Here is a 21,129-nt window from a genome sequence, read left to right as displayed (position 1 = left end):
GCGCCGGTTCGAATCCGGTCGGGGCTACAGTCCAATGGGTCCACCCTGTTCACGGGGTGGGCCCGTTCCCGTTTGGTGGACTTTCGCGTCCCCCGCGCAGCGGCTGCGCCGCCGCTCCCCAGTGGGGGATTCTCACCCCACACCCCCAATGCTCCGCTTCGCGTCGCACCGCTCGCTGCGCATCGCGGGGGCGGGGCTTGCTTCGCATCGCCCCGCTCTGGGCGCCCGCCCGCCGGAACACCCCCTCCCGCCCGATCGAACCCCCACGCCGCCACCCTGTCCGCGTTCTTTGGTCATCGCGTTGGCCGGGCCGTCCGGCACCGTCACGGTCGGCGCACCAGCCGGCATGGGACACGTCAGCGGCCTACACCGCACGGGGCAGCACGCCGCACAGGCCGGCCCGCACCAACACGGCGAACCCATCCGACATGGACATCACGCCGGACAGCACGCCCTGCACCACATAATTCGCCCGGTCCACCCGCACGAGCCATCACGCCGTCCGGTCAACCCCGCATGGGGTCACTGCGCCGCACGGGGCGCTGTGCCGGATCGTTCGGCACCTGACCGCCACGGCGCTGGCCCACGCCGCACGGGCCGGCAATCCGCCCGGCCCGCCCGCATGGGTCACCGCGCCGCTCGGCGCTTCGGGGCGAAGATCGCACCGTCACACCAGCACCGCACGGGCGCCACCGCGAAGTCCAAGACCTGACCACTACAGCGCTGGCCCACGTACAGCGCTGGCCCACGCCGAACGGGCGAGCATGCCGCACAGCCCACCTCGCACCATCACGGCCGGCCTGTCCCGCACGGGCCAGCACGCCGCGCGGCCAACCCTGCACCATCACGCCGACCGGCCCATCCCTCACGGGTCACCAGGCCGCCCAGCGGATTCGGGGGTGGCGATCGCACCACCGCATCAGCACCGTTTGGGCGTCGTGCCGCGCCGAGCAGCAGCTGACCACCACGGCGTCACCCACGCCGCACAAGCCATCGCGCAGCCCGGTCCACCCACATGAGTCACCGCGCCGCCTCGACCTCACCGTGCCGCACGGGGCGCCGCGACGGATCGTCCAACACTTGGCCACCGCCGCACCGTCCCGCGCCGCACGGGCCAGCACGCCGCCCTGCCCACGCCCACACGGGCCACCGAGCCGCACGGGCTACACGGCGTACAGCCCACCCCGAACCATCGCGCCGCCCGGTCCGCCCCACGTGAGCCATCGCGCAGCCCGACCCACCTCGCATGAGTCACCGCGCCGCACAGCAGATTCGGGGGTGCAGAGCGCATCGCCATCTCAGCACCGCACGGGGCGCGCGCCGCTCGCACGCCCAGCGCGGCGCCCGCACGCCGCCATGGCCCCCGCATGGGGCTGTCGGGCCGACATGGTCGAGCACCTCAGCGTCAACGGCCGGGGGCTGCTCCCTGTCCAGCGCGCGCAGTTGTGCTGGCGGCTGCGCCGGCCGGATCGTCGGATGAATCCTGTGGTCCCGCAGCGCACCCGAGCCGGTCCGCACGGCCTGGTTGTGATCGTGCGGGCGCCTCGCGTTGCGGGCTTCCCTGCCGTGCCACACCGCTGGGCCTCGCGAGCCACTGCCTGGCGGCGGTCCGCCGTTCCTCGGTCCGCTCGCGCTTCGCCAGCCGGTCCTTCGCGGAGCGCCGCAACGCCGCAGCGGTCCACGGGCGCGGCACGACCAGCACGGTGGAGACGAACTGGTACCAGCCGGAGGCGAGCAGGAGCGCGCCGTCCTTGGAGTGCATGACGAACCCCGGCGTGCGTTCCCCGTGCCCGAGGACGAGCTCCTCCACGCCACGGCCGAACAGGTCCCACTCGGGCGCGAGCCGGACCTCGAACCACTGTGGATCCTCGAAGTCTCCGGGCCCGGTCCGGACCGACAGCAGGAACGTCCCGTCCGCGTCGAACAGGCCGAACTCACGTGCCATCGAGTGCCACATCTCGTTGCCGCGCACCACGTAGTCGGGATCGTCGTTGTCCACGGTCCGATCGACCCGGGTAGTCGTCGCATCGCAGCCGAACGCCTCCCACGCGACGTCCGGCGGCGTCACCGCGCCGTCGGACAACGGCCACGCACGGAGCACCTGGATGCCGGCATGTGCCAGCCGGGTGATCCGCTGCTCCAGGCTTACAGCTGGACTCGGCACGGGCTACTGGTCCACGGTGTGGGGCAGGGCGGTGTCGCAGTGGGTGATGAGGGCGGCGCGTAGGGGGGTGGCGCGGTCGGACAGGTCGCGTTGGCGGCGGGTGTACTCGGCGCGGCCCTCGGGGGTTTCGATCGGGACCGGGGGGTAGCCGAGGGCGGCCAGGTCGTACGGGCTGGCCTGCATGTCGAGGGTGCGGATGTCGGCGGCCAGCTCGAAGCAGTCGGCGATCAGTTCGCCGGGGGTCAGCGGGCTGAGCTTGTAGGACCACTTGTACAGGTCCATGTTGGCGTGCAGGCAGCCTGGCTGCTCGTTGGCGAGCTGGGTTTCGCGGGTCGGTTGCAGGAGGTTCAGCGACCGGGCGGGGGCGGTGTAGAAGCGGAAGGCGTCGAAGTGGCTGCAGCGGATGCGGCTCGCCTCGACGACGGCGTCGGTGCCGGTGGGGCCGAGGCGCAGCGGCCAGGCGTTGTGGCGGAGCTCGTCCTGCGTCTGGCGGTAGACCATCGCCCACTCGTGCAGGCCGAAGCAGCCCAGGTGCGGGGGTCTGGCCGCGGTCGCCACGAGCAGGTCCCGGACCCAGGCGACGGTCTCCGGCCGGCGGTGCGGGGCGCCGCCCGGACGCCACTGGCGCAGCTGCGCGGGCCGGAACGAGTAGTACGTGAACAGGAAGTCGAGCACCGGGTGCTTCTCGCCGCGGCGGCGGCGCTCCAGGTGCGGCACGATCCACTGGTCGACCCGTGCCTCGTGGGCGGCCCTGCGGGCGTCGTCTGAGAGCACGCGACAAGCTTAGGTTGTACCGTCACACGCATGCGCAAGCTCGGTGCACTGCTCGTCGCGACCACGGCCTGCACATTGCTGCTCGCGGGGTGTGGTGGCGAGCCGAAGGAGCGGGGCGAGCCGGCGGCGCCGAGCTCGTCCACGGCGGGAAGCGCCTCCACGGGGGCGCCGGCGCTGGCGCTCGGGAAGCCGACGAGCGTCAAGGTCGCCGTGGGCGCGGGGGTGAACGGGGCGCCGTTCGACGTGGCGCGCAACGTGACGATGCCGGCGGGGTGGAGCGCGTCGGTCTACGCGCGGGTCGAGAAGGCCAGGTTCCTGGCGGTCACGCCGAGCGGTGACCTGCTGGTGTCCCAGCCCGCGCAGGGCAAGGTCCGCGTGGTGCGGGGCGGGAAGGTCACCGAGTTCGCGTCCGGGCTCAACCGGCCGCACGACATGGTGTTCGCCGAGGTCGGCGGGGCGACGTGGCTGTTCGTGGCCGAGGCGGACCAGATCGTGCGCTACCCGTACCAGAGCGGGGACCTCAAGGCGCACGACGGCCAGGTGGTCGTCGACGGGCTGCCCGACACCAGCACACCGGAGCTGCGCGGCAACTACGCGCACGTGCTGAAGAACATCGCGGTGAAGGACGGCAAGCTGTACGTGTCGATCGCCTCCACCTGCAACGCGTGCGTCGAGGACACCGTCAGCGACCCGCAGCGCGCCGCGATCTACACGTTCGACGCCGCGGGGAAGAACGCGGGCAAGCACCTGCTGGCGCGCGGCATCCGCAACGCCGAGGGGCTGGCGTTCCGGCCCGGCACCGACGAGCTGTGGGCCGTGGTCAACAACCGCGACAACACGCTCGTCCCCGACGACCGTGACGTCGACGGCGACGGCAAGTCCGACAAGGGCAAGCGGATGAGCCAGTTCGTCGACCAGTACCCGGTCGAGGAGCTCATCAAGGTCCGCGACGGCGGCTTCTACGGCTGGCCGTTCTGCAACCCCAACAGCGACAACGGCACCCACAACCTGCCGTTCCACCGCGACTACGAGCTCAACCGCGACGGCCAGAAGGCCGACTGCGCCAAGGCCGATCCGATCGACCTCGGCCTGCCCGCGCACACCGCGCCGCTGGGCCTGACCTTCGTGCCGGCCCTCGAGGGCGCCGTCGTGCCGCTGCACGGCTCGTGGAACAGCACGAAGCCCGTCGGCTACAAGGTCGTCTTCGTCCCGTGGACCACCGGCGGCCCCGGCGACCCGGTCGACCTCCTCAGCGGCCTCGTCGACACGAAGGCCGGCAAGCCCTGGCTCCGCCCCGTGGACGCCGCCCTCGACGCCGACGGCTCCATCCTCGTCAGCGACGATTTCGCCGGTACGATCCTGCGCCTCACCCCGCCGAAGTAGACCCGATCTTCGCGGGGGTGCCGTCGGCGAGCAGGAACGCGACGCCGACGGGTCCATTGTGGACCGTGACGGCGCCGTCGGCGGAGACGGAGACGTCCAGCAGGCCGTCGGCGACCTTCAGGCCCCGGACGCGGAACGCGCCGACCGGCGACGGGGTGAGCGGGTCGAACGTGACGCGGCCGGCGGGGATGTCGACGTCCAGGCCCAGCAGCGCCACCAGCAGCGCGGGCCCCGCGGCGGCGGCCCAGGCCTGCGGGCGGCACGCCGCCGGGTACGGCGTCGCGGCGTCGTCACCGCCGTACAACTCGGGCAGCCGGGAATCGAAGCGCCCGGCGGCGTCGAGGAGGGCGCCCACCAGCGCCGCCGCCTCCTTGCGGTGGCCGTCGCGGGCCAGGCCGAGCAGCGCGATCGCGGTGTCGTGCGGCCAGACCGAGCCGGCGTGGTAGGAGCCGGGGTCGTAGCCGGCCGAGGACTGGGCGAGGGTCCGCAGCCCGAACGGGGAGCGCAGGCGGGTCAGCCAGCCGGCGACCGCGGCGCTCTCGGCGGGTGACAGCAGGCCGGTGCCGAGCAGGTGGCCCATGTTCGACGCCACCGCGTCGACCTGCTCGCCGGTGCCGGTGACGGCGAGCGCCGGATAACCGCCCGGGCACCAGAACGCGGCCCGGAACCGGTCCGCGAGGTCGGCCGCCGCCGAGCGCCACCGCTCGGCGCCCGGGCGGCCGAAGGCGTCGAGCAGGCCGGCGCCTTCGCGGAACGCCTGGTACGCGTACGCCTGGACCTCGCACAACGCCAAGGTCCCGCTCGCGACGCGCCCGTCGGCGAACTGGATGCCGTCCGCGGAGTCCTTCCAGCCCTGGTGGGTGAGGCCGGCGCCGGTGGTGCGGTAGGTGACGAGGCCACCGTGCCCGGCGAGCCACGCGAGGGCGGCCTCCGCGGCGGGCAGCAGGGCCTCCACGGCGTCGGGGCGCATGCCCCAGCGGTACGCGTCGGCGAGGGTGCAGACGAAGAGCGCGGTCGCGTCGACGGTGCCGTAATAGACCGGCGGCAGTCTGTGCGCGGCGTCCTCGCGCCGGATCTCGTGCGGGATCCGGCCGGGCTCTTCTTCGGTTTCGCCGGTGTACAAGGTGTCGTGGCGACTCGAAGAGCCTTGCTGCGCCGAGGTGTCCTGCCGGCCCGAGGTGCCTTGCTGCGCCGAGGTGTCCTGCCGGCCCGAGGTGCCTTGTTGCGCCGAATCGTCGTGGGGGGTCGCGGTGCCTTGGCGGGCGGCGAGGGTCCGTAGTGTGCCGGCGGCGACGTCGGTCCCCAGCGGCAGTGCGAGCCGCGCCGACCAGAGCGCGTCCCGGCCGAACAGCGTCAGGTACCACGGGCTGCCGGCGCTGTAGTACAGGTCGCCGCGGCGCAGTGCGTCGAGGTCCTGGACGCCGGTGCGCACCAGCGCGTCGAGCCGGGCGTCGCCGGCCGCGACCCGCAGCGTGCTGAACCGCTTGGCCCGCGGGATCGGCGGGACGTCGGTGCGGGTGAAGCGCAGCTCGACCGTCCACTGTGCCCCGGGCGCCAGCGTGACGGTCCATCGCAACGCGTCGCCGGCCTCATCGGGCGCCGGCGTGGCGTCGAGGCGGACCGACATGCCGTCCCCGGACCGCACCTCGGCGAGCAGCGGCACGATGTCCACTGTGGAGCCGTCGCGGACCGCACCGGTGGTGGCGAAGTCCGTCGCGGCCGCCACCGCCAGCGTGACCACCCGCGGCTCGCCGGCCTTGTTGGCCAACGAGATGGTCTCGGTGCCACCCAGCGGCTCGGCCAGCCGGTTACGTGCGATGGCGAGGTTTCCCCGTACATCCGCGAAAACCGCTGAAGCAGCACCGGTGCGACGCACGTCCCGCGCCGCCACGGCCACGCCGTCGACCGTGACCTCCAGCCGGGCGAGCACCCGGCGGTCCTCGACGTAGAGCCCGTCGGCGCCGCCGGTGAGCTGACCGGACGGCCCTGACAACCACGTCGCCGGAGCGGCCACACAGGTCACGTGTGCGTGCAGGTCGTGATTCGCCACACGTCGCACGGTACGTTAGCCGCGTGAGCAGCGATGCGAGACCGGGTTGGCTGCGGCGCACCGAGGCCGAGCAGCGGTGGCCCGCCGCGCTCGCGATCGCCGTCGCGGTGGCCGTGCACCTGCTGCTGCCGGCCGACCTGGCGCCCCGCCGCGCTGGCTGCTGCCGGGCCTGGAGGCGGCCCTGCTGATCAGCGTCGTCGTGGTCAACCCGCTGCGGATCAACCGTGAGACCCGCATCCTGCGGCCGCTGAGCATCGGCCTGGCCGCGTTGCTCGGCGTCGCGACCGCGTGGTCGGCGGCGCTGCTCGTGCGGGCGCTGTTCGGGCAGGGGCACATCGCGCCGTCGCACCTGCTGCTGTGGGCCGCCGCGATCTGGCTGACGAACGTCATCGTGTTCGCCCTCTGGTTCTGGGAAGGCGACCGCGGCGGCCCGGCGGCGCGCGCCGAGGGGAGCAACCCGCACCCCGACTTCCTCTTCGCCCAGATGACCGCCGGCGACCTCGTGCCCCGCGACTGGGAGCCGGGGTTCTTCGACTACTTCTACCTGTCGTTCACCAACGCCACCGCGTTCAGCCCGACCGACACCCTGCCGATGTCCACCTGGGCCAAGGCCGGCATGCTCGTCGAGTCCGCCGTCTCGCTCGCCACCGTCCTGCTCGTCGTGGCCCGCGCGGTGAACGTGATCGGCTGAGGCCCGTCTCAGGCCCGTCTCAGGTCTTCGTGGTCGGCTGAGGCCCGTCTCAGGTCCTCTCACCCTCGCCACAGCAACACTCGAATACCTTCCGCTGCAGCTACAACGGGAGGCACACCATGATCGAGGCTGTCGGCCTCACCAAACGCTACGGCGACCGCGTCGCCGTCGACCAGCTGTCGTTCACCGTGCGGCCGGGCCAGGTCACCGGGTTCCTCGGCCCGAACGGCGCAGGCAAGTCCACCACCATGCGGATGATCCTCGGGCTCGACGCCCCCACCAGCGGCCGGGTCACCATCGACGGCCGCCCGTTCGGCCGCCTCAACAACCCGATGCTCGAGGTCGGCGCGCTGCTGGACGCCAAGGCGATCCACGGTGGGCGCAGCGCGTACCACCACCTCCTCTGCCTCGCGCAGACCAACAACATCCCACGCCGCCGCGTCGACGAGGTCCTGGAGATCGTCGGGCTCACCGCCGTCGCGCGGAAGCGGTCGAAGGGCTTCTCGCTCGGCATGGGCCAGCGGCTCGGCATCGCCACGGCCCTGCTCGGCGACCCGCGCATCCTCATGTTCGACGAGCCCGTGAACGGCCTGGACCCCGAGGGCATCCTCTGGATCCGCAACCTCATGAAGTCCCTCGCCGCCGAGGGCCGCACCGTCTTCGTCTCGTCGCACCTGATGAGCGAGATGTCGCTGACCGCCGACCACCTGCTCGTCATCGGCCGCGGCAGGCTGATCGCCGACTGCACGGTCCAGGAGTTCATCGAGCAGAACTCGGTCCTGGCCACCCGCGTGCGCACGCCCGACGTGTCGACGTTGGCGGCGTTGGTACGAGCGGCCGGCGCCACCGCCGTCGCCGAGCCCGACGGTTCGCTGCTCGTCACGGAGCTGCCGATGCGCGACATCGGCGACCTGGCTTTCGCGCACGGCCTGCGGCTGCACGAGCTGGCGCCCCTGCAGGCGTCGCTGGAGCAGGCGTTCATGGAGCTCACCAAGGACAGCGTCGAATACCGGGGGACCCGATGACGACTTTGACGGCCCGCCGCGCCGGCTTCGACGGCCTGCTGCGCTCCGAGTGGACGAAGCTGCGCACCGTCCGCTCCACCACCTGGTCCCTGGTGGCGATGGCCGCCATCTCCGTCGGCCTGATGTCGCTCATCGCCTGGCTCCTCATGCGCCAGTGGCCGCAGTTCTCGCCGCAGGACCAGGCCGCCCTGGCCGCCGAACCCCTCCAGATCATCATCGACCAGCCCGTCTTCATCTCCCAGCTCATCGTCGCCGTCCTGGGCGTCATGGTCGTCTCCGCCGAGTACACCACCGGCATGATCCGCTCCACCCTCCAGTCCCAGCCCCGCCGCCTGCTGGTCCTGTCCGCGAAGGTCCTGGTCTTCGCGCTCCTCATGTTCGCCGTCGGCGAGCTCCTGAGCTTCGCCGCCTTCTTCACCGGCCGCTGGATCATGTCCGACCACATCCCGGTCGCCCTCTCCGACCCGGGCATCACCAGATCCGTCTTCGGCGCCGGCCTCTACCTGACGGTGCTGGGCCTCTTCGCCCTCGCCTTCGGCGCCATCATCCGCCACACCGCGGGCGCCATCACCGGCGTGCTCGGCCTGATCCTCGTCGTCTCCAACCTGACCGCCCTGCTCCCCGGCACGTGGGGCGCCCACATCCACGCCTGGATGCCCACCAACGCGGGCCAGCTCATCTACAAGCCGACCCTGCCCCCGGACCCGCTGCTGACCCAGTGGCAGGGCCTGGCCGTCTTCGCCGGCTGGACCGCCCTGCTCCTGCTCGTCGCCGCCTACCTGTTCAAGAAGCGCGACGCCTGACCCCACCCACCAACACCAGCCAGATGCCGCCCGCCCCCTCCGGTATCGGACCGGCCGGGGCGGGCCCCTCGGTTGAGCGGACCAGTCGGGCTCTACGGTGTTGGCCCCAGCAGCGCGCAGCGGCCATACTTCCCAGGCGAGTGCGACGCCCCCGCCGGCGCGGTGCGGTGTGGTGCAGCGTTGGCTGGCGACGGCATGGTGGGGTTGATTCCCCCGGCCCACAGCGGCCTCAGCCAGGCCGTACGCCGTCACGGACGGCCTGGCTCATGTCACCGCCCTCAAACGCCGCCAGACGGCGCGCCAGGCGATCTGAGCGACTGCGCGCCACGCGACCCGGCACGCCGTGATCGTCGCTCCCGGACGCTCCAGGGCAACACAGTCGCCGGTCCTGCACCCGCTGAGCGGCGTGGCCGGCCATGCGGGGATGGATCACGCCGGACGGAGCGCCGTCACAACGGCCCGTCTGGACTTGGGCAAGCGCTCCCACGCTCTGCGCTGCGCCGCCCTACACCGCGAGGCCCGCCGCCGTGCCACCCTGCGCGGCGACGCTCCGCGCCGTGATGGTTCGTGCGGCGTGGTGTTCAGGTTCTGCCCGGCGCGGCGTGCGGTGTTGGGTGCGGCGGCGTGACCGTTCGGCCTGAAACCGCTCAGCGGCGCGATGACCCATGCAGAGCCGGCCAGGCGACGCGGTGACCCGTGTGGAGTGGGCCCGGCGTGGATGGATCACGTTGGACGCAGGACGGCACGACAGCCAACCTGGATTGAGCGGACGATTCCATGATGCTCGGCGCGGCGATGCGCTGTGCTGATCTGCGCTGTGCTGGCCCGCGCCGTGGTGGTTCGTGCGGTGAGGGCCGATTCCGTGGTAGTCCGATGTTGCCCACGCGGCATGACGCCCCCGTGCGGTGCTGATGCAGCGGTGCGATCGTCGCCCCTGAAGCCAGCAAAGCGGCCCGGTGACCCGTGCGGGATGGGTCAGCCGGCGTGCTGGCCCGTGTGGAGTGGGCTGGGTGGCGTGTCCGATACCGGGTGGCGAGCCGGCCGTGATGGTGCGGGGCGGTGGCCTGGCCGTGATGGTGCGGAGCGGCCTGCGCGGCGTGCTGCCCCCTGCGGTGTGGGCTGGGTGGCGTGTCCCATCCCGGGCGGGCCAGCCGCGACGGTGCCAGACGGCCCGGCCAACGCGATGACCAAAGAACGCGGACAGGGTGGCGACGTGGGGAAGACCGGACGGGAGGGGGCGTTCCGGCTGGGCGGGCGCCCAAAGCGGGGCGATGCGAAGCAAGCCCCGCCCCCGCGATGCGCAGCGAGCGGTGCGACGCGAAGCGGAGCATTGGGGGCGTGGGGTGAGAATCCCCCACTGGGGAGCGGCGGCGCAGCCGCTGCGCGGGGGACGCGAAAGTCCACCAAACGGGAACGGGCCCACCCCGTGAACAGGGTGGACCCATTGGACTGTAGCCCCGACCGGATTCGAACCGGCGCTACCGCCTTGAGAGCGCGGTAGCAGGAATCTCGGTGGGCAGAAAACCGCTGTAAAGACCTGCCAAAGCGTGGGGGCGCTGTCGTCTGTTGCGGTTCGTTGTCAGCGGGCTGCAAGGGGTTGGCTGACTCTCTGCTGACTGGTGCCCGCTACTGCTACGTGACCGGTTCATCGCTGAAGAGGGACATTGTTTGCCGAGGTTACGTCGATACGCGGACCACGGGATTTGCGCAGACGACCGCTGGCCACAGCGCCGCATGCCTCACCGACGTCTCCGACTACTCCGAATCACATCACTTAGATCTACGCCTGAAGCTGCTCCATACCTCTTAGCCCAGTCCTTAACGGCTTCACGAAAGAGGTAAGGGCGCTCAGGTTCCCAGGATATGTTCCGTTCCCCCTCGCATTCAAGAAGATCCATCGCCTTGCGCTCAATAGTGGAATCATCGGCAATCCGCCCAAGTGCAATTGCCTTAACTAGACGCGACGGTCGAGCGCCCGGCGGAAGAAATGCCCATACATCGCCCCGGTAAATATTTGCCTCAGCGAGAAGTAAATCGGCAAGATCGCGCCGGCCGGAAGCGAAGGAAATGGCGCTTGGTGCGTACTCTTTTACATCGGAGATCAGATCGCTAACCGAAGGAGCCTCGCCGCCACTCGACCATGAGTACCGATACCCGGTAGGCGTTCTGATGCCCGCCACTTCGGCAGATCGGTCCGGCCGCCAGATTTCCACGCGTACACCGCCGAACCGCGAAAAGATGGGGTCAGCAACTTCATCAAAAGCGAACACGGTCCAGCCCAGTAAGTTGGGACCGTGTTTGTCGTAGGAAACCTCAAGGGCATGCTTTACTGGCCCCTCGCCGAAGATAAGCGTATCGTCATGGAATTGGAAACCCTTGAGATCTGCTTCACTGGCGATAGTCTGGAGAATTTGCCGCTTGGTGGTCTTTGCCATGGATGCAATCCTTATGAACGGTCGACGCAGGTTCGGCGTCGAGTCGAACCCACCCTGGTATTCCGTTCCACTCCGCCGCATTCCTCCGGAGTCGATGTGCGACCTGAGGCCCAGCTACCGCAGGCTCTGAAGCTCATCGACATATTCTGCGACACGGGCGTTGCCGGGAAAGCGAGCCGTCAACTCGGCGGCAAGCTCCCTGGAGTGCATAACGAGCGAGGGAAGAGATTGGCGATTGCCAGCCAGTGCTGCGCGACCTTCGGCAAGCGCTGCCTCCAGGTCGTTTTCACGCGCAGCGACAACACCCAACGTGATTCGGGCTTCTGCGACCCTCATGGGCTTCCTGATGATGCCGTCAGGTGTCGTCGAGGTCCGAATGACTTCCTCAGCATATGTGGATGCCAAGCGATCCTCGCCTACATGGCGGTAGCAATCCATCGTGTAAAAGTCCCACTTCTCCGGGTCGATGACGAAGTGGTTGCCCGGGTTTTCCGGATACGGCAAGGCTTCCAGCACGGCACGACCACTGTCGAGGGCTACCTCGACCTGGCGGCGGTCGCCGATGCGAGCCCATGCCTTCGCTTGGTGCGCCCAAAGCTGCACAGTGACGCTGTGCCCTGGGCCGACAGCTTCCAGACCTGCTCGTGCGGCAGCGATGGCGGCGCGGTAGTTGCCTTCGGTCAGCGAGTACCAGCTGCGCATCTCGTGCGCCCAGCCCACAACGTCGCTGTCGCCGGATTCCTTGCCGAGGGTGAGAGCCGCGCGGCGGGTGGCCTCGGCGGCGGCCTTGCGCCCCATGTCATATTCGACGCAGCCGACCAGGCGCGCGACCTGGCCTGCCAGCGAGAGCACCTCGCGGTGCTGCTCAAGGGACAGCCTGCCGTCGTGCAGGGCGATCAGCCGGTTGAGCCACCGCTGACCCTCCTCGACCAGAACGGCCGGCTCCATGTGCGAGTAGTCGTTGTTCAGCTGCTCCACGGCGGCGTGCATGCCTTCGAGCACCGCAGGCGAGACGTCCGAGACGCGCAGCCTCGAAATGATCTCCAGGGTGTCCATGCCGGTGTTGCCGAGGATGGCGGTCGGTTCGGGGCGCGATGCGGGGAAGAACGCGGCAGTGACGGTGCCGAAAGTCTCGGCTACCAAGGGCTTGTAGAAGGCGTCAGGCTCTGCATCGCCTGCCTCCCAACGCTTCCAGTTCCGCAGAAGGCTCGACTTCTCGGCTAGGCGGGCGTTCTCGCCAGCGTGGGCGCGTAGCGCCTCTACGGCCTGGTTCTGCGACCATCCCCGGGCCGCCCGTTCTGCACGGATTCGGCGGGACCATCCGGGTGTATCTGCGGCGTCGCCATGCTCGTCGGCCATGCGATCAAGTATCCCCGTCTACCCGGTGACATCAACTGGTGACAATCAGGTGTCACTACGGTGACACCTGTCGATCGGCCTGGTTGTCGGGTTTTCTCGTCTTATGACATCCAGTGCTCAGCGCAGGCCGCGAATGACGGTCTTCACGGTTGCTTGCGAGACGCCAGCGGCATCGGCGATCTCGGGCACGGTGTGCGTCGTGGACTGGCGGACGTCGCGGATCAGCTTGTCGCGGTCGGCCCGCGCGACGTCAAGGGCTTCAGTGGCTGCGCGGACGCTGTCGGCGGCGGCCCGCAGACGATCGAGGTCGGTCATGTCGACAAGCGTACCGGTTGGACGGCTACCGTAGATACGGGTAGACGGCTAGCGGCTAGCCGTGTAGCGTCTAGCTCAGCAAGACGGCCCCGGCAGGGCGGCAACCCTACCGAGGCCAGCGCATCAGTCTCCCCTTGGAAGGACACGAAGATGCTGGTCAAGCCTATCTCTGCCCCGCCGGTCCAGGACAGCGCCGATCGAGTGCTCGTGCCGTTCGGCCCGTACTCGGCGGCCCACGCGGTGGTGAAGCCGATGCGGCTGAACAACGCGAACGTCTGCATCTACTGCATGACGCGGTGGTGCACCTCCGAGCAGTGCGTCGCCATGCACCGGGCGTCGCTGTGGATCGTGTGCGAGACCTGCAACGGCTTCGACGTCGGGTGCCACTGCATGGGCGGCGTCGTTGAGGCGACCCAGGCCCTCGTCGCCGAGCAGGAGCACCGCTCGCTGCCGCTGACCGCCCCCGTCAACGACGACGGCGAGTTCGCCTACTACGTGGCCTGACGCGCCGCTGAGCTTCCGGCGCGCGGCCCTCTGGGCTAGGAACCAAGGCCGCGCGCCGGTCACCTCCGCTCGATCCCGCCCTGCAAGCAGCCGCGCACCCCGCGCGGCGGGTTGCTGCTGCCCTGGGGCGGGCCATGCAGACCGATCTGTGAGGAGCAAGAACAGATATGGCGCTACGCGCTGACCTGCAAGCGTTGCTCCGCAACGCCGCTGAGACGTACGCCCTGGCGGGCGTGCCCGTCCTTCCCCTGTACGAGGTTCGCGACGGCCGGTGCGCGTGCGGCCGTTCGGACTGCGACCGGCCCGGCAAGCACCCCCGCACGCCGAACGGCGTCCACGGCGCCAGCACCGATCTGGCCGTCGTGGCGCGGTGGTGGCGGTGGTGGCCGACCGCGAACGTCGGCGCCGCGACCGGCCACCGGTTCGACGTCTGGGACATCGACGTGCCGGACGCCGGACCGCTGCTGGACAGGTACCTCGCCGGACGGGCCGCGATTTGGCCGGCCGCGCGCACCGGGTCCGGCGGGACGCACGTGTTCGTGGCGCCGACCGGACACGGCAACCGGACCAAGTTCGTGCCGGGCTGCGACTGGCGCGGCACGGCGGGGTACGTGGTCCTGCCGCCGTCCGTGCACACCTCGGGTGAGCAGTACGCGTGGCTGAACGAACCGTTCTGGTGTCTCCCGACGCTCGTGCCGCCTGCGCCGGTCGGGTTGCTGGAGGCGCTCGCACCGCAGGCTCCGCGTGCCACCCCCGCGCGGGCGTGGCACGCCAACCGTGTCGACCCGTACGCCGATGCGGCCCTACGGCGCGAGTGCGACGCGGTCGCGGCCATGCCGCCGGACTCCGGCCGGAACAACGCGCTGAACCGGGCCGCGTTCAGCCTCGGGCAGCTCGTCGGGGCGGGCGTGCTGTCTGTCGACAGCGTGTCGACAGCGTTGCAGCGCGCGGCGGCCTCGGCCGGACTCAGTGAGCGCGAGGCGGCCCGCACGATCCGGTCGGGTCTGACCGCCGGTCAACGCTCGCCGCGTAGCCGCCGAGGTCCGACGTGAACGCGCCGCCCACGGGTGCCGGACACCCGGGCACGGCGCCGTCGCTCGCCGACCTGGCGCGATGGTCCGGCGGCCACAAGCACACGTCGGCGTGCTCGACCTGGCCGACGCCCAAGGCGGCCGACGCGGGTCGGGGCGCCATGAAGGCCGAGACGATCGCCCAGCGTCGGGAGTACCGCAAGAACGGGCTCAACCTGCCCGACGTCATCGGCGGCCGGCCGAACCCCGAGTGGGTCGAGTGGCTGATGGGCTTCCCGCCCGGCTGGACCGACCTCACCACCGCGCAACCGACAACGAAAGCAGGTGAGCCCGTGAGCCAACTCGACCAGACCGGCATGCCGGTCGACGGGGCGGCGGTGCTGGACGAGGTGGCCGCGTTCATCGCCCGATACGTCGCCTTTCCCACCGAGCACGCCCTCACCGCGGTGACGTTGTGGGCCGCGCACACCCACGCGGCTGGATGCTTCTACGTCACGCCGCGCCTGGTGCTCGACTCGGCCGAACCGGGGTCCGGCAAGACGCGGGTGTTGGAGTTGCTGAACCTGCTCTGCCGCAACCCTGAGATGACCATCTCGGCGTCGACGGCGGCGCTGTTCCGGCTGATCAACGAGAAGCCGCACACGATCCTCTTCGATGAGGTCGATGCGATCTTCAACCCGAAGAACGGCGGCAACTACGAGGATCTCCGCGCGATGCTCAACGCCGGGTACAAGCGCGGCGCGACCATCGCCCGGTGCGTCGGGGACGCCAAAGCCATGGCGGTGCAACGGTTCCCGGTGTTCTCGCCGGTCGCCCTGGCCGGTCTGGCGGGGAACATGCCCTCGACCATCACCACCCGGTCGGTGACCATCCACATGCGGCGCCGGGCGTCGGGGGAGACGGTCCAGCCGTTCCGGGAGAAGTTCGCCGAGCGCGACGCTGCGCCCCTGCGGGAGCGCCTCGGGACGTGGGTCGCCGACGTCGCCCAGGTCCTCGCCGACGCCGAGCCGAAGATGCCGCCCGGCGTGGTCGACCGGCCCGCCGAGGTCTGGGAGGCACTCCTCGCGGTCGCCGACGCGGCGGGCGGGCAATGGCCGGACACCGGACGCGGCGCGTGTGAGTACTTCGTCCTGGCGACCGCCAGCGCGCCGACGTTCGGCACGCGACTCCTCGCGGACATGCGGACGCTCTACAACGGGCGTGACCGGATGCCGACCGTGGAGCTGCTCGAAGCGCTCACGGGCCTTGAGGAAGCGCCATGGGCCGACCTTGGCGGCAAGCCGCTCGACGCGCGGCGCCTGGCGCGCGAGCTCGGCCGCTACGGCGTCGGCCCGACACCGATTCGCGACACGGACGGACGACCGTCGAAGGGTTACACGACCTACCCGACGACCGGCAATGTCGGCCTGGCCGACGCGTGGGACCGGTACCTGCCCACCGTGTCCGGTGACAGCGGTGACAGCGGTTACGCCGCAGGTCATGGCGGTAACCGGGCCGATCAGCCGTCGGTTACTGCGGTTACGGCGAAGGGCCACGTAACCGATGCGGCGGTTACGCCGCTCACTGCGGTTACCGGTCTGACCAGGCATGTAACCGAGGTAACCGCAGTCACCGACTACAGCGGCCATGCTCGGCCGCGCGCCGGCGAAGGAGCCGCAGCATGAACGCCCGCACCCTGCACCCCGTCGCCCTGGCCGACCAGCTCGGCGCCGCGACCGCGCACGCGCGGCACGTCCTCACCAGCGCAGCGACCCACGGCCGCGCGGTCCTCGACGCCAACCCGCCCACCGAGTGGCTCGCATCCCAAGCCACCGCGATCCGCGCGGCGATCGTCAACCGCACTGCCCGCTGCTGCCCCCACATCGGTGCCGCGCCGCAGCTGCTGCATGCCGCCGCGTGGCACCCCGGGCTGCTCGTCTGCCTCGACTGCCTGCCCGCCCTCGACCCCGGTCCCGACGACAGCACCTGCGACCGATGCCACCGACCCGCAGCCCTGCTCACCGGTAGCGTCGCCGCGTTCGGCCCCGTCCTGCTCGCCTACGCCCTCTGCGACGACTGCATCCCCGAACCGAGGTAACGGCACGGGTAACGGCAGCGGGACCGGTAACGCCCGCGTTACCGCTGCCGTTACCCGCCGATCCGCCATCCGACCAGCGCCGACGTCGCCGAGGCAGGCGGTAACGGCACCCCCGAAACAGGCCCTGAAACGGCGTCGGAGCGGCATTCAGACGCCACCCCCGCGCCGCTACCCGGTAGCGGCGACGCTACCCGCGCCGCTACCGCCCTGATCAGGACGAACGGCCCGAGGTAGCGGGTAGCGCCGACGCTGCCCGCACCCCGAAAACCCGACCTCCACGGCACTTCCGGCCCACCGGCCGCCGCTACCGCTACCCACGAGGGAGATCCACCCCATGTCCAGCAACGTCCTGCCCTTCACCCCGCGCGGCAACGCCACCGACGCCCCCGAGCGGGCTACCCCCGCGACCGTTACCCGCGCGGTCTACACCGTCGCCGAGGTCGCCGAACTGCTCTCGCTCTCGACCGGCAGCACGTACGCCCTCGTCCGCAAGGGCGACATACCCGCCATCAAGCTCGGCGGCCGATGGGTCATCCCGGTGCGCCGCTTTGAGACGTGGCTCAACGACCTGCCCACCGCCAGCACCGACGACCTCGGCCGCGAACTGGCGGCCCTCGACCGCGCGGCCGGCCGAGAGCGCACCCGTCACGGCGCGTAGCCGACAAGCATCCACGGAACGCCCGGCGATCGGTGCTAGCGCTAGCACCCCTCCCCGCTAGCGCTAGCACCTCCGCTAGCACCAAATTCCGTACCCCATCAGGCGCTTAGCACCTAGCAGCCCACCAGCGAAAACAGCCCGAATCGCGCCAGGACGCCGAATCTGACCCCCTGGCTGCTGCTAGCGACGCTCCGCGATCCCTTGCGCCCTAAAACACGCTCAGTCACGACACCTGAGGAGTGCTCGACACCATGGGACACGTATCCCCGACCCCGTCCGGGAAGTTCCGCGCCAACTGGCGCGACCCCGCCAACAACCAGAAGGCCAAGACATTCAAGACCCAGAAGGAAGCCAAAGCGTTCCTCGCCGAGATCGAGAGCAGCAAGAACCACGGCACCTACATCGACCCGCAGGTGGGCAAGCTGCTCTTCGCCAAGCACGCTGAGGGGTGGCTCGCGGGCCGTCATGTCGAGGTGCGCACTCACGAGCGGACGCTGTCGGTGATGCGGATCCACGTGCTGCCACAGTGGGGCAGCTGGCCGCTGGCGAACATCGACCACCGCGCCGTGCAGGAGTGGGTGAACGCCCTCAGCCGCAAGCTCGCACCGGCCTCGGTCGCCAAGTGCTTCGGCGTGCTGTCGATGGTCATGGACTCCGCGATCTACGCCCGGCTGATCGGGATCAACCCCTGCAAGGGTGTGAACCTCCCGAGCACCCACAAGCCGCGCCGCCCCGCACAGGCGCTCAGCCGCGCCGACTTCTTCGAGCGGCTGCTACCCGCCACGGCCCCGAACTACCGCGCGCTCGTGGCGCTGGCGGCGGGCACCGGGTTGCGCTGGGGCGAGGCGGCCGGGCTGGCGTGGGGCGCCGTCGACCTCGACGCCGGTCGCGTGCGCGTGGTCCAGGTCGTCATCGAGTCCGGGGGAGTGCGCAGCATCAAGCCCTACCCGAAGTCCCGCGCGGGCGTGCGCTCGATCCCGCTGCCCGCGTTCCTAATGACCGAGCTGGCGCAGCTACGTGCGGCGGCCGGCCAACCGAGGCCGACCGCGCTGTTGTTCACCAGCCGTTCCGGTCAACCGCTGTTGCGCTCGACGTTCCGGCGGCAGGTATGGCGGCCTGCTCTCGTGCGCGCCGGACTGCTCGGCGGGGTGACGGAGCCCCGCCCCGGCGCGTGGCTCGCTTCCTGGCCTGACACGGAGGGGATCGAGCACGCGAAGGAGTTCGGCGCCGAGCGGGAAGCGGTCGAGCACGTCGTCATGAACGCGGCCGGGGGACTCCACTTCCACGACCTTCGGCACTCGTACGCGACGTGGCTGGTGTCCGACAACGTGCCGGTGAACATCGTCAGGGCGGTGATGGGGCACGAGAGCACCTCGACCACGCTGAACCTCTACACCCACGCGCCCAGCGAGTACCACGGCCGCGTGACGGGGGTGTTCGATGACCCCCGCTGACGATCCGCTGACTGCGGCCGTCTGACCGAACCGCAAACGAAAGCGGCTGGCCGGAGGTAACATCCCTCTGACCAGCCGCTTTGCGGACTGTAGCCCCGACCGGATTCGAACCGGCGCTACCGCCTTGAGAGGGCGGCGTCCTGGGCCGCTAGACGACGGGGCCCCAGGTCTTGCTCTTTGTTGCTGTGTCGTGCGGTGGAACAATACAGCACCGCGATCTTGCTGCGGTGCTGGGGTACCAGGACTCGAACCTAGACTAACTGAACCAGAATCAGTTGGGCTGCCAATTACCCCATACCCCATCGGCGCTGTTGGCGCCGGTTGAGAACTTTACCGGAGCGAACGCACCAGGCCAAATCGGTTGTCGCAAAAACGCCTATTCCAAGGTCAGGACCTTGTTGGTGAGCGCGCCGACGCCCTCGATCGTGACGGTCACCTCGTCGCCGGCCACCATGCGGGAGACTCCGGCGGGGGTGCCGGTGAGGATCACGTCGCCAGGGAGGAGGGTCATGACGTGTGAGACATATGACACAAGGGTCGGCACGTCGAAGACCATGTCCTTGGTGCGGCCGAGCTGGCGGACCTCGTCGTTGACCTCGCAGCGGACCTCGACGTCGCTGACGTCCAGGCCGGTGACGATCCAGGGGCCGATGGGGCAGAACGAGTCGAAGCCCTTCCCGCGCGTGAACTGCACGTCCTTGCGCTGCAGGTCGCGGGCGGTGACGTCGTTGGCGGCGGTGTAGCCGAAGATGGCCGCGGCGGCGCCGGCCCGGTCGACGCGGCGGGCGCCTGTGACACCGATCACGACGGCCAGCTCGGCCTCGTGCTCGACCTGCTGCGACTGCGGCGGGATCCGGATGGCGTCGTTGGGGCCGATGACCGACGTGGAGGGCTTCAGGAAGAGCAGCGGCTCCTTCGGCACGTCGTTGCCGAGCTCCGCGGCGTGGTCGGCGTAGTTGCGCCCGACGCACACCACCTTGCTGGGCAGGATCGGCGAGAGCAGCCGCACGTCGGCGACGGCCCAGCGCTGACCGGTGAACCGGAGCTCCCCGAACGGGTGACCCTCGATCTCCGCGACGGTGAGCCCGGCGAGCCCGGCCGAGGGCTCGCCCTCGACGACTCCGAACGACATGCCACTGCTGTGGGCGAAACGAGCGATACGCACGCCGTGAAATCTACTCCGCCGCCACATGCCGCTCCACGAACGCATTGCTGAACTTGCGGTCCGGGTCGAGCCGGTCACGCAACGCGAGGAAGTCGGCGAGGCGCGACGGGCGCGCCGCGTGGTGGAACACCTTGCCCCAGTGCGGCCGGGGCGACAGCGGCGCCAGCGCCTCCTCCAGGGCCGCGACGACCGGCTCGACCCGCGCGGCGTCCTTGATCCAGGTGAAGTGCAGCGCCACGCTGTCCCGCCCGTACGTCGGGCTCAGCCACAGATCGTCGGCCGCCACGACCCTGATCTCGGAGATCTGCAGCACGGGCGTCACGAGGTGCCGCAGCCGCTCGACCGCGGCGAACGCCTCCACCGCGTCCTGCCGCGCCACGAAGAACTCGCTCTGCAGCTCCTCGCCGCTGCTCGGCGTGAACTCCAGCTTGAAGTGCGGCAGCCGCCGGTGCCACGGCCCGGGCACGCCGCCCTGCTCGGTGCAGCTGACCGCGGGCATCGCGGCGATCGGGTGCATCGGCCGCGTCGCCGGCACCGCGCCGAACCCGTCGGGCTCCTCCCCGTCGGCGAGCTTGAGCCACAGCTGATCGACCGTGTCGCCCGCCCAGGTGGTGAACAGGCTCACCGAATAGGCCGCGGTCGCGATCTCGTCCCAGCGGGCGTCGAGGACCTTCCGCGGCAGGTGCTCGAAGATGTGTTGGCGGATGGTGTACGACTGCCGCACCTCCAACGTCACACCCACCACCACGCCGAGGGCGCCCAGCGCCACGACGCTGCCCGCGAAGTCGGGGTCGCCCCGCTCCAGCCGCACCAGCTCCCCGCCGGCCGTGACCAGCTCGACCCCTGCCACGGCCGTCGCCAGGCTGCCCAGGGCCGCGCCGGACCCGTGCGTGCCGGTGGCGACCGCCCCCGCCACCGAGATGTGCGGCAGCGACCCGAGGTTGTGCAGGGCGAGACCCTCGGCGTCCAGGAACGTGGCCAGCTCGCCATACCGCACCCCGCCGGCCACGGTGACCGTCCCCGCCGTCGCGTCGATCCGCGGCTCGGCCGGCAGCCCCGCCACGCTCACGAGATCCGACGGCGTGTCGGCGATGTCGTTGAACGAGTGCCCCGACCCGAGCACCCGCACCCGCTCCGCCCCCGCCACGATCTCCCGCACCGCGTCCACCGTGGACGGACGATGCACCCGGGCGGCGCCGAACGTCAGATTCCCCGCCCAGTTGGTCATGCTCATGTGCCCG

19 protein-coding genes and 3 tRNA genes are annotated in these 21,129 nt (G+C 70.5%); 11 read left to right on the top strand and 11 right to left on the bottom strand.

Annotated elements, in window-relative coordinates; translation table 11 throughout:
* Positions 1–1,405: 1,405 nt before the first annotated feature.
* Both ABD332_RS38425 and ABD332_RS38420 read right to left on the bottom strand, forming a co-directional pair.
* A complete protein-coding gene (locus ABD332_RS38425; RefSeq protein WP_344508083.1) occupies positions 1,406–2,164 on the bottom strand; it encodes a hypothetical protein in 759 nt (252 codons plus the stop codon).
* A gap of 3 nt (positions 2,165–2,167) precedes the next feature.
* Positions 2,168–2,938, bottom strand: a complete 771-nt coding sequence (locus tag ABD332_RS38420) for a 3-methyladenine DNA glycosylase (protein WP_344508081.1) — start codon at positions 2,936–2,938, stop codon at positions 2,168–2,170.
* Positions 2,939–2,968: 30 nt separating this feature from the next.
* Between ABD332_RS38420 and ABD332_RS38415 the strand changes: the two genes are divergently transcribed.
* Entirely contained in the window at positions 2,969–4,321 is a 1,353-nt protein-coding gene (locus ABD332_RS38415; RefSeq protein ID WP_344508079.1) for a PQQ-dependent sugar dehydrogenase, read from the top strand.
* Here ABD332_RS38415 and ABD332_RS38410 read toward each other — a convergent pair.
* A complete protein-coding gene (locus ABD332_RS38410; RefSeq protein WP_344508077.1) occupies positions 4,305–6,371 on the bottom strand; it encodes a glycogen debranching N-terminal domain-containing protein in 2,067 nt (688 codons plus the stop codon). The genes ABD332_RS38415 and ABD332_RS38410 overlap by 17 nt on opposite strands.
* Before the next feature lie 23 nt (positions 6,372–6,394).
* Here ABD332_RS38410 and ABD332_RS38405 point away from each other — a divergent pair, with 23 nt between their 5' ends.
* The 4 genes from ABD332_RS38405 (at position 6,395) to ABD332_RS38390 (ending at position 8,890) form a co-directional block, all read left to right on the top strand.
* Entirely contained in the window at positions 6,395–6,559 is a 165-nt protein-coding gene (locus tag ABD332_RS38405; protein ID WP_344508075.1) for a hypothetical protein, read from the top strand.
* Positions 6,560–6,570: 11 nt separating this feature from the next.
* Complete coding sequence (locus ABD332_RS38400; RefSeq protein ID WP_344508073.1) at positions 6,571–7,062, top strand: hypothetical protein; 492 nt, start codon at positions 6,571–6,573, stop codon at positions 7,060–7,062.
* Positions 7,063–7,181: 119 nt separating this feature from the next.
* On the top strand, positions 7,182–8,087 hold the full coding sequence (locus ABD332_RS38395) for an ATP-binding cassette domain-containing protein (protein ID WP_344508071.1): 906 nt from the start codon (positions 7,182–7,184) through the stop codon (positions 8,085–8,087).
* On the top strand, positions 8,084–8,890 hold the full coding sequence (locus ABD332_RS38390) for an ABC transporter permease (RefSeq protein WP_344508069.1): 807 nt from the start codon (positions 8,084–8,086) through the stop codon (positions 8,888–8,890). Before ABD332_RS38395 ends, ABD332_RS38390 begins: the two co-directional genes overlap by 4 nt.
* Positions 8,891–10,342: 1,452 nt before the next feature.
* On the opposite strand, the gene ABD332_RS38385 is transcribed toward ABD332_RS38390, so the two are convergent.
* The 4 genes from ABD332_RS38385 to ABD332_RS38370 all read right to left on the bottom strand — a co-directional run bounded on the left by ABD332_RS38385 (position 10,343) and on the right by ABD332_RS38370 (position 12,999).
* Positions 10,343–10,432 (bottom strand) — tRNA-Glu (locus ABD332_RS38385).
* 197 nt (positions 10,433–10,629) lie between these two features.
* Complete coding sequence (locus ABD332_RS38380; RefSeq protein ID WP_344508067.1) at positions 10,630–11,325, bottom strand: hypothetical protein; 696 nt, start codon at positions 11,323–11,325, stop codon at positions 10,630–10,632.
* Between the two features lie 114 nt (positions 11,326–11,439).
* Positions 11,440–12,684: an NsdA family TPR-like regulatory protein gene (locus ABD332_RS38375; RefSeq protein ID WP_344508066.1), complete on the bottom strand. Its 1,245-nt coding sequence runs from the start codon at positions 12,682–12,684 to the stop codon at positions 11,440–11,442.
* Between the two features lie 117 nt (positions 12,685–12,801).
* A complete protein-coding gene (locus tag ABD332_RS38370) occupies positions 12,802–12,999 on the bottom strand; it encodes a hypothetical protein (RefSeq protein WP_344508064.1) in 198 nt (65 codons plus the stop codon).
* A 150-nt stretch (positions 13,000–13,149) separates the two neighbouring features.
* Here ABD332_RS38370 and ABD332_RS38365 point away from each other — a divergent pair, with 150 nt between their 5' ends.
* From ABD332_RS38365 to ABD332_RS38340, 6 genes are all read left to right on the top strand, one after another.
* Positions 13,150–13,503, top strand: coding sequence for a hypothetical protein (locus ABD332_RS38365; RefSeq protein ID WP_344508062.1), 354 nt, complete (start codon positions 13,150–13,152; stop codon positions 13,501–13,503).
* A 167-nt stretch (positions 13,504–13,670) separates the two neighbouring features.
* Positions 13,671–14,555: a bifunctional DNA primase/polymerase gene (locus ABD332_RS38360; RefSeq protein WP_344508060.1), complete on the top strand. Its 885-nt coding sequence runs from the start codon at positions 13,671–13,673 to the stop codon at positions 14,553–14,555.
* Between the two features lie 140 nt (positions 14,556–14,695).
* Positions 14,696–16,198 (top strand): DUF3631 domain-containing protein, encoded by a 1,503-nt coding sequence (locus ABD332_RS38355; RefSeq protein ID WP_344508058.1) that lies wholly within the window; start codon positions 14,696–14,698, stop codon positions 16,196–16,198.
* Entirely contained in the window at positions 16,195–16,611 is a 417-nt protein-coding gene (locus ABD332_RS38350; protein WP_344508056.1) for a hypothetical protein, read from the top strand. Before ABD332_RS38355 ends, ABD332_RS38350 begins: the two co-directional genes overlap by 4 nt.
* A gap of 334 nt (positions 16,612–16,945) precedes the next feature.
* The gene (locus ABD332_RS38345; RefSeq protein WP_344508054.1) at positions 16,946–17,269 is read left to right on the top strand and encodes a helix-turn-helix domain-containing protein; all 324 of its coding nucleotides are present in this window, start codon (positions 16,946–16,948) and stop codon (positions 17,267–17,269) included.
* A 251-nt stretch (positions 17,270–17,520) separates the two neighbouring features.
* Entirely contained in the window at positions 17,521–18,723 is a 1,203-nt protein-coding gene (locus ABD332_RS38340; RefSeq protein ID WP_344508052.1) for a tyrosine-type recombinase/integrase, read from the top strand.
* 90 nt (positions 18,724–18,813) lie between these two features.
* Here ABD332_RS38340 and ABD332_RS38335 read toward each other — a convergent pair.
* From ABD332_RS38335 to ABD332_RS38320, 4 genes are all read right to left on the bottom strand, one after another.
* Positions 18,814–18,886, bottom strand: a tRNA-Glu gene (locus tag ABD332_RS38335).
* 67 nt (positions 18,887–18,953) lie between these two features.
* A tRNA-Gln gene (locus tag ABD332_RS38330) sits at positions 18,954–19,025 on the bottom strand.
* A gap of 74 nt (positions 19,026–19,099) precedes the next feature.
* Entirely contained in the window at positions 19,100–19,888 is a 789-nt protein-coding gene (locus ABD332_RS38325) for a fumarylacetoacetate hydrolase family protein (RefSeq protein ID WP_344508050.1), read from the bottom strand.
* A gap of 10 nt (positions 19,889–19,898) precedes the next feature.
* Complete coding sequence (locus tag ABD332_RS38320) at positions 19,899–21,122, bottom strand: FAD-binding protein (protein WP_344508048.1); 1,224 nt, start codon at positions 21,120–21,122, stop codon at positions 19,899–19,901.
* Positions 21,123–21,129 lie beyond the last annotated feature (7 nt).

Source organism: Dactylosporangium maewongense, from assembly GCF_039531485.1.
Lineage (GTDB): Bacteria > Actinomycetota > Actinomycetes > Mycobacteriales > Micromonosporaceae > Dactylosporangium > Dactylosporangium maewongense.
Note: the sequence above shows the minus strand (reverse complement) of the source record. Positions and strands in the feature narration are given on the sequence as shown.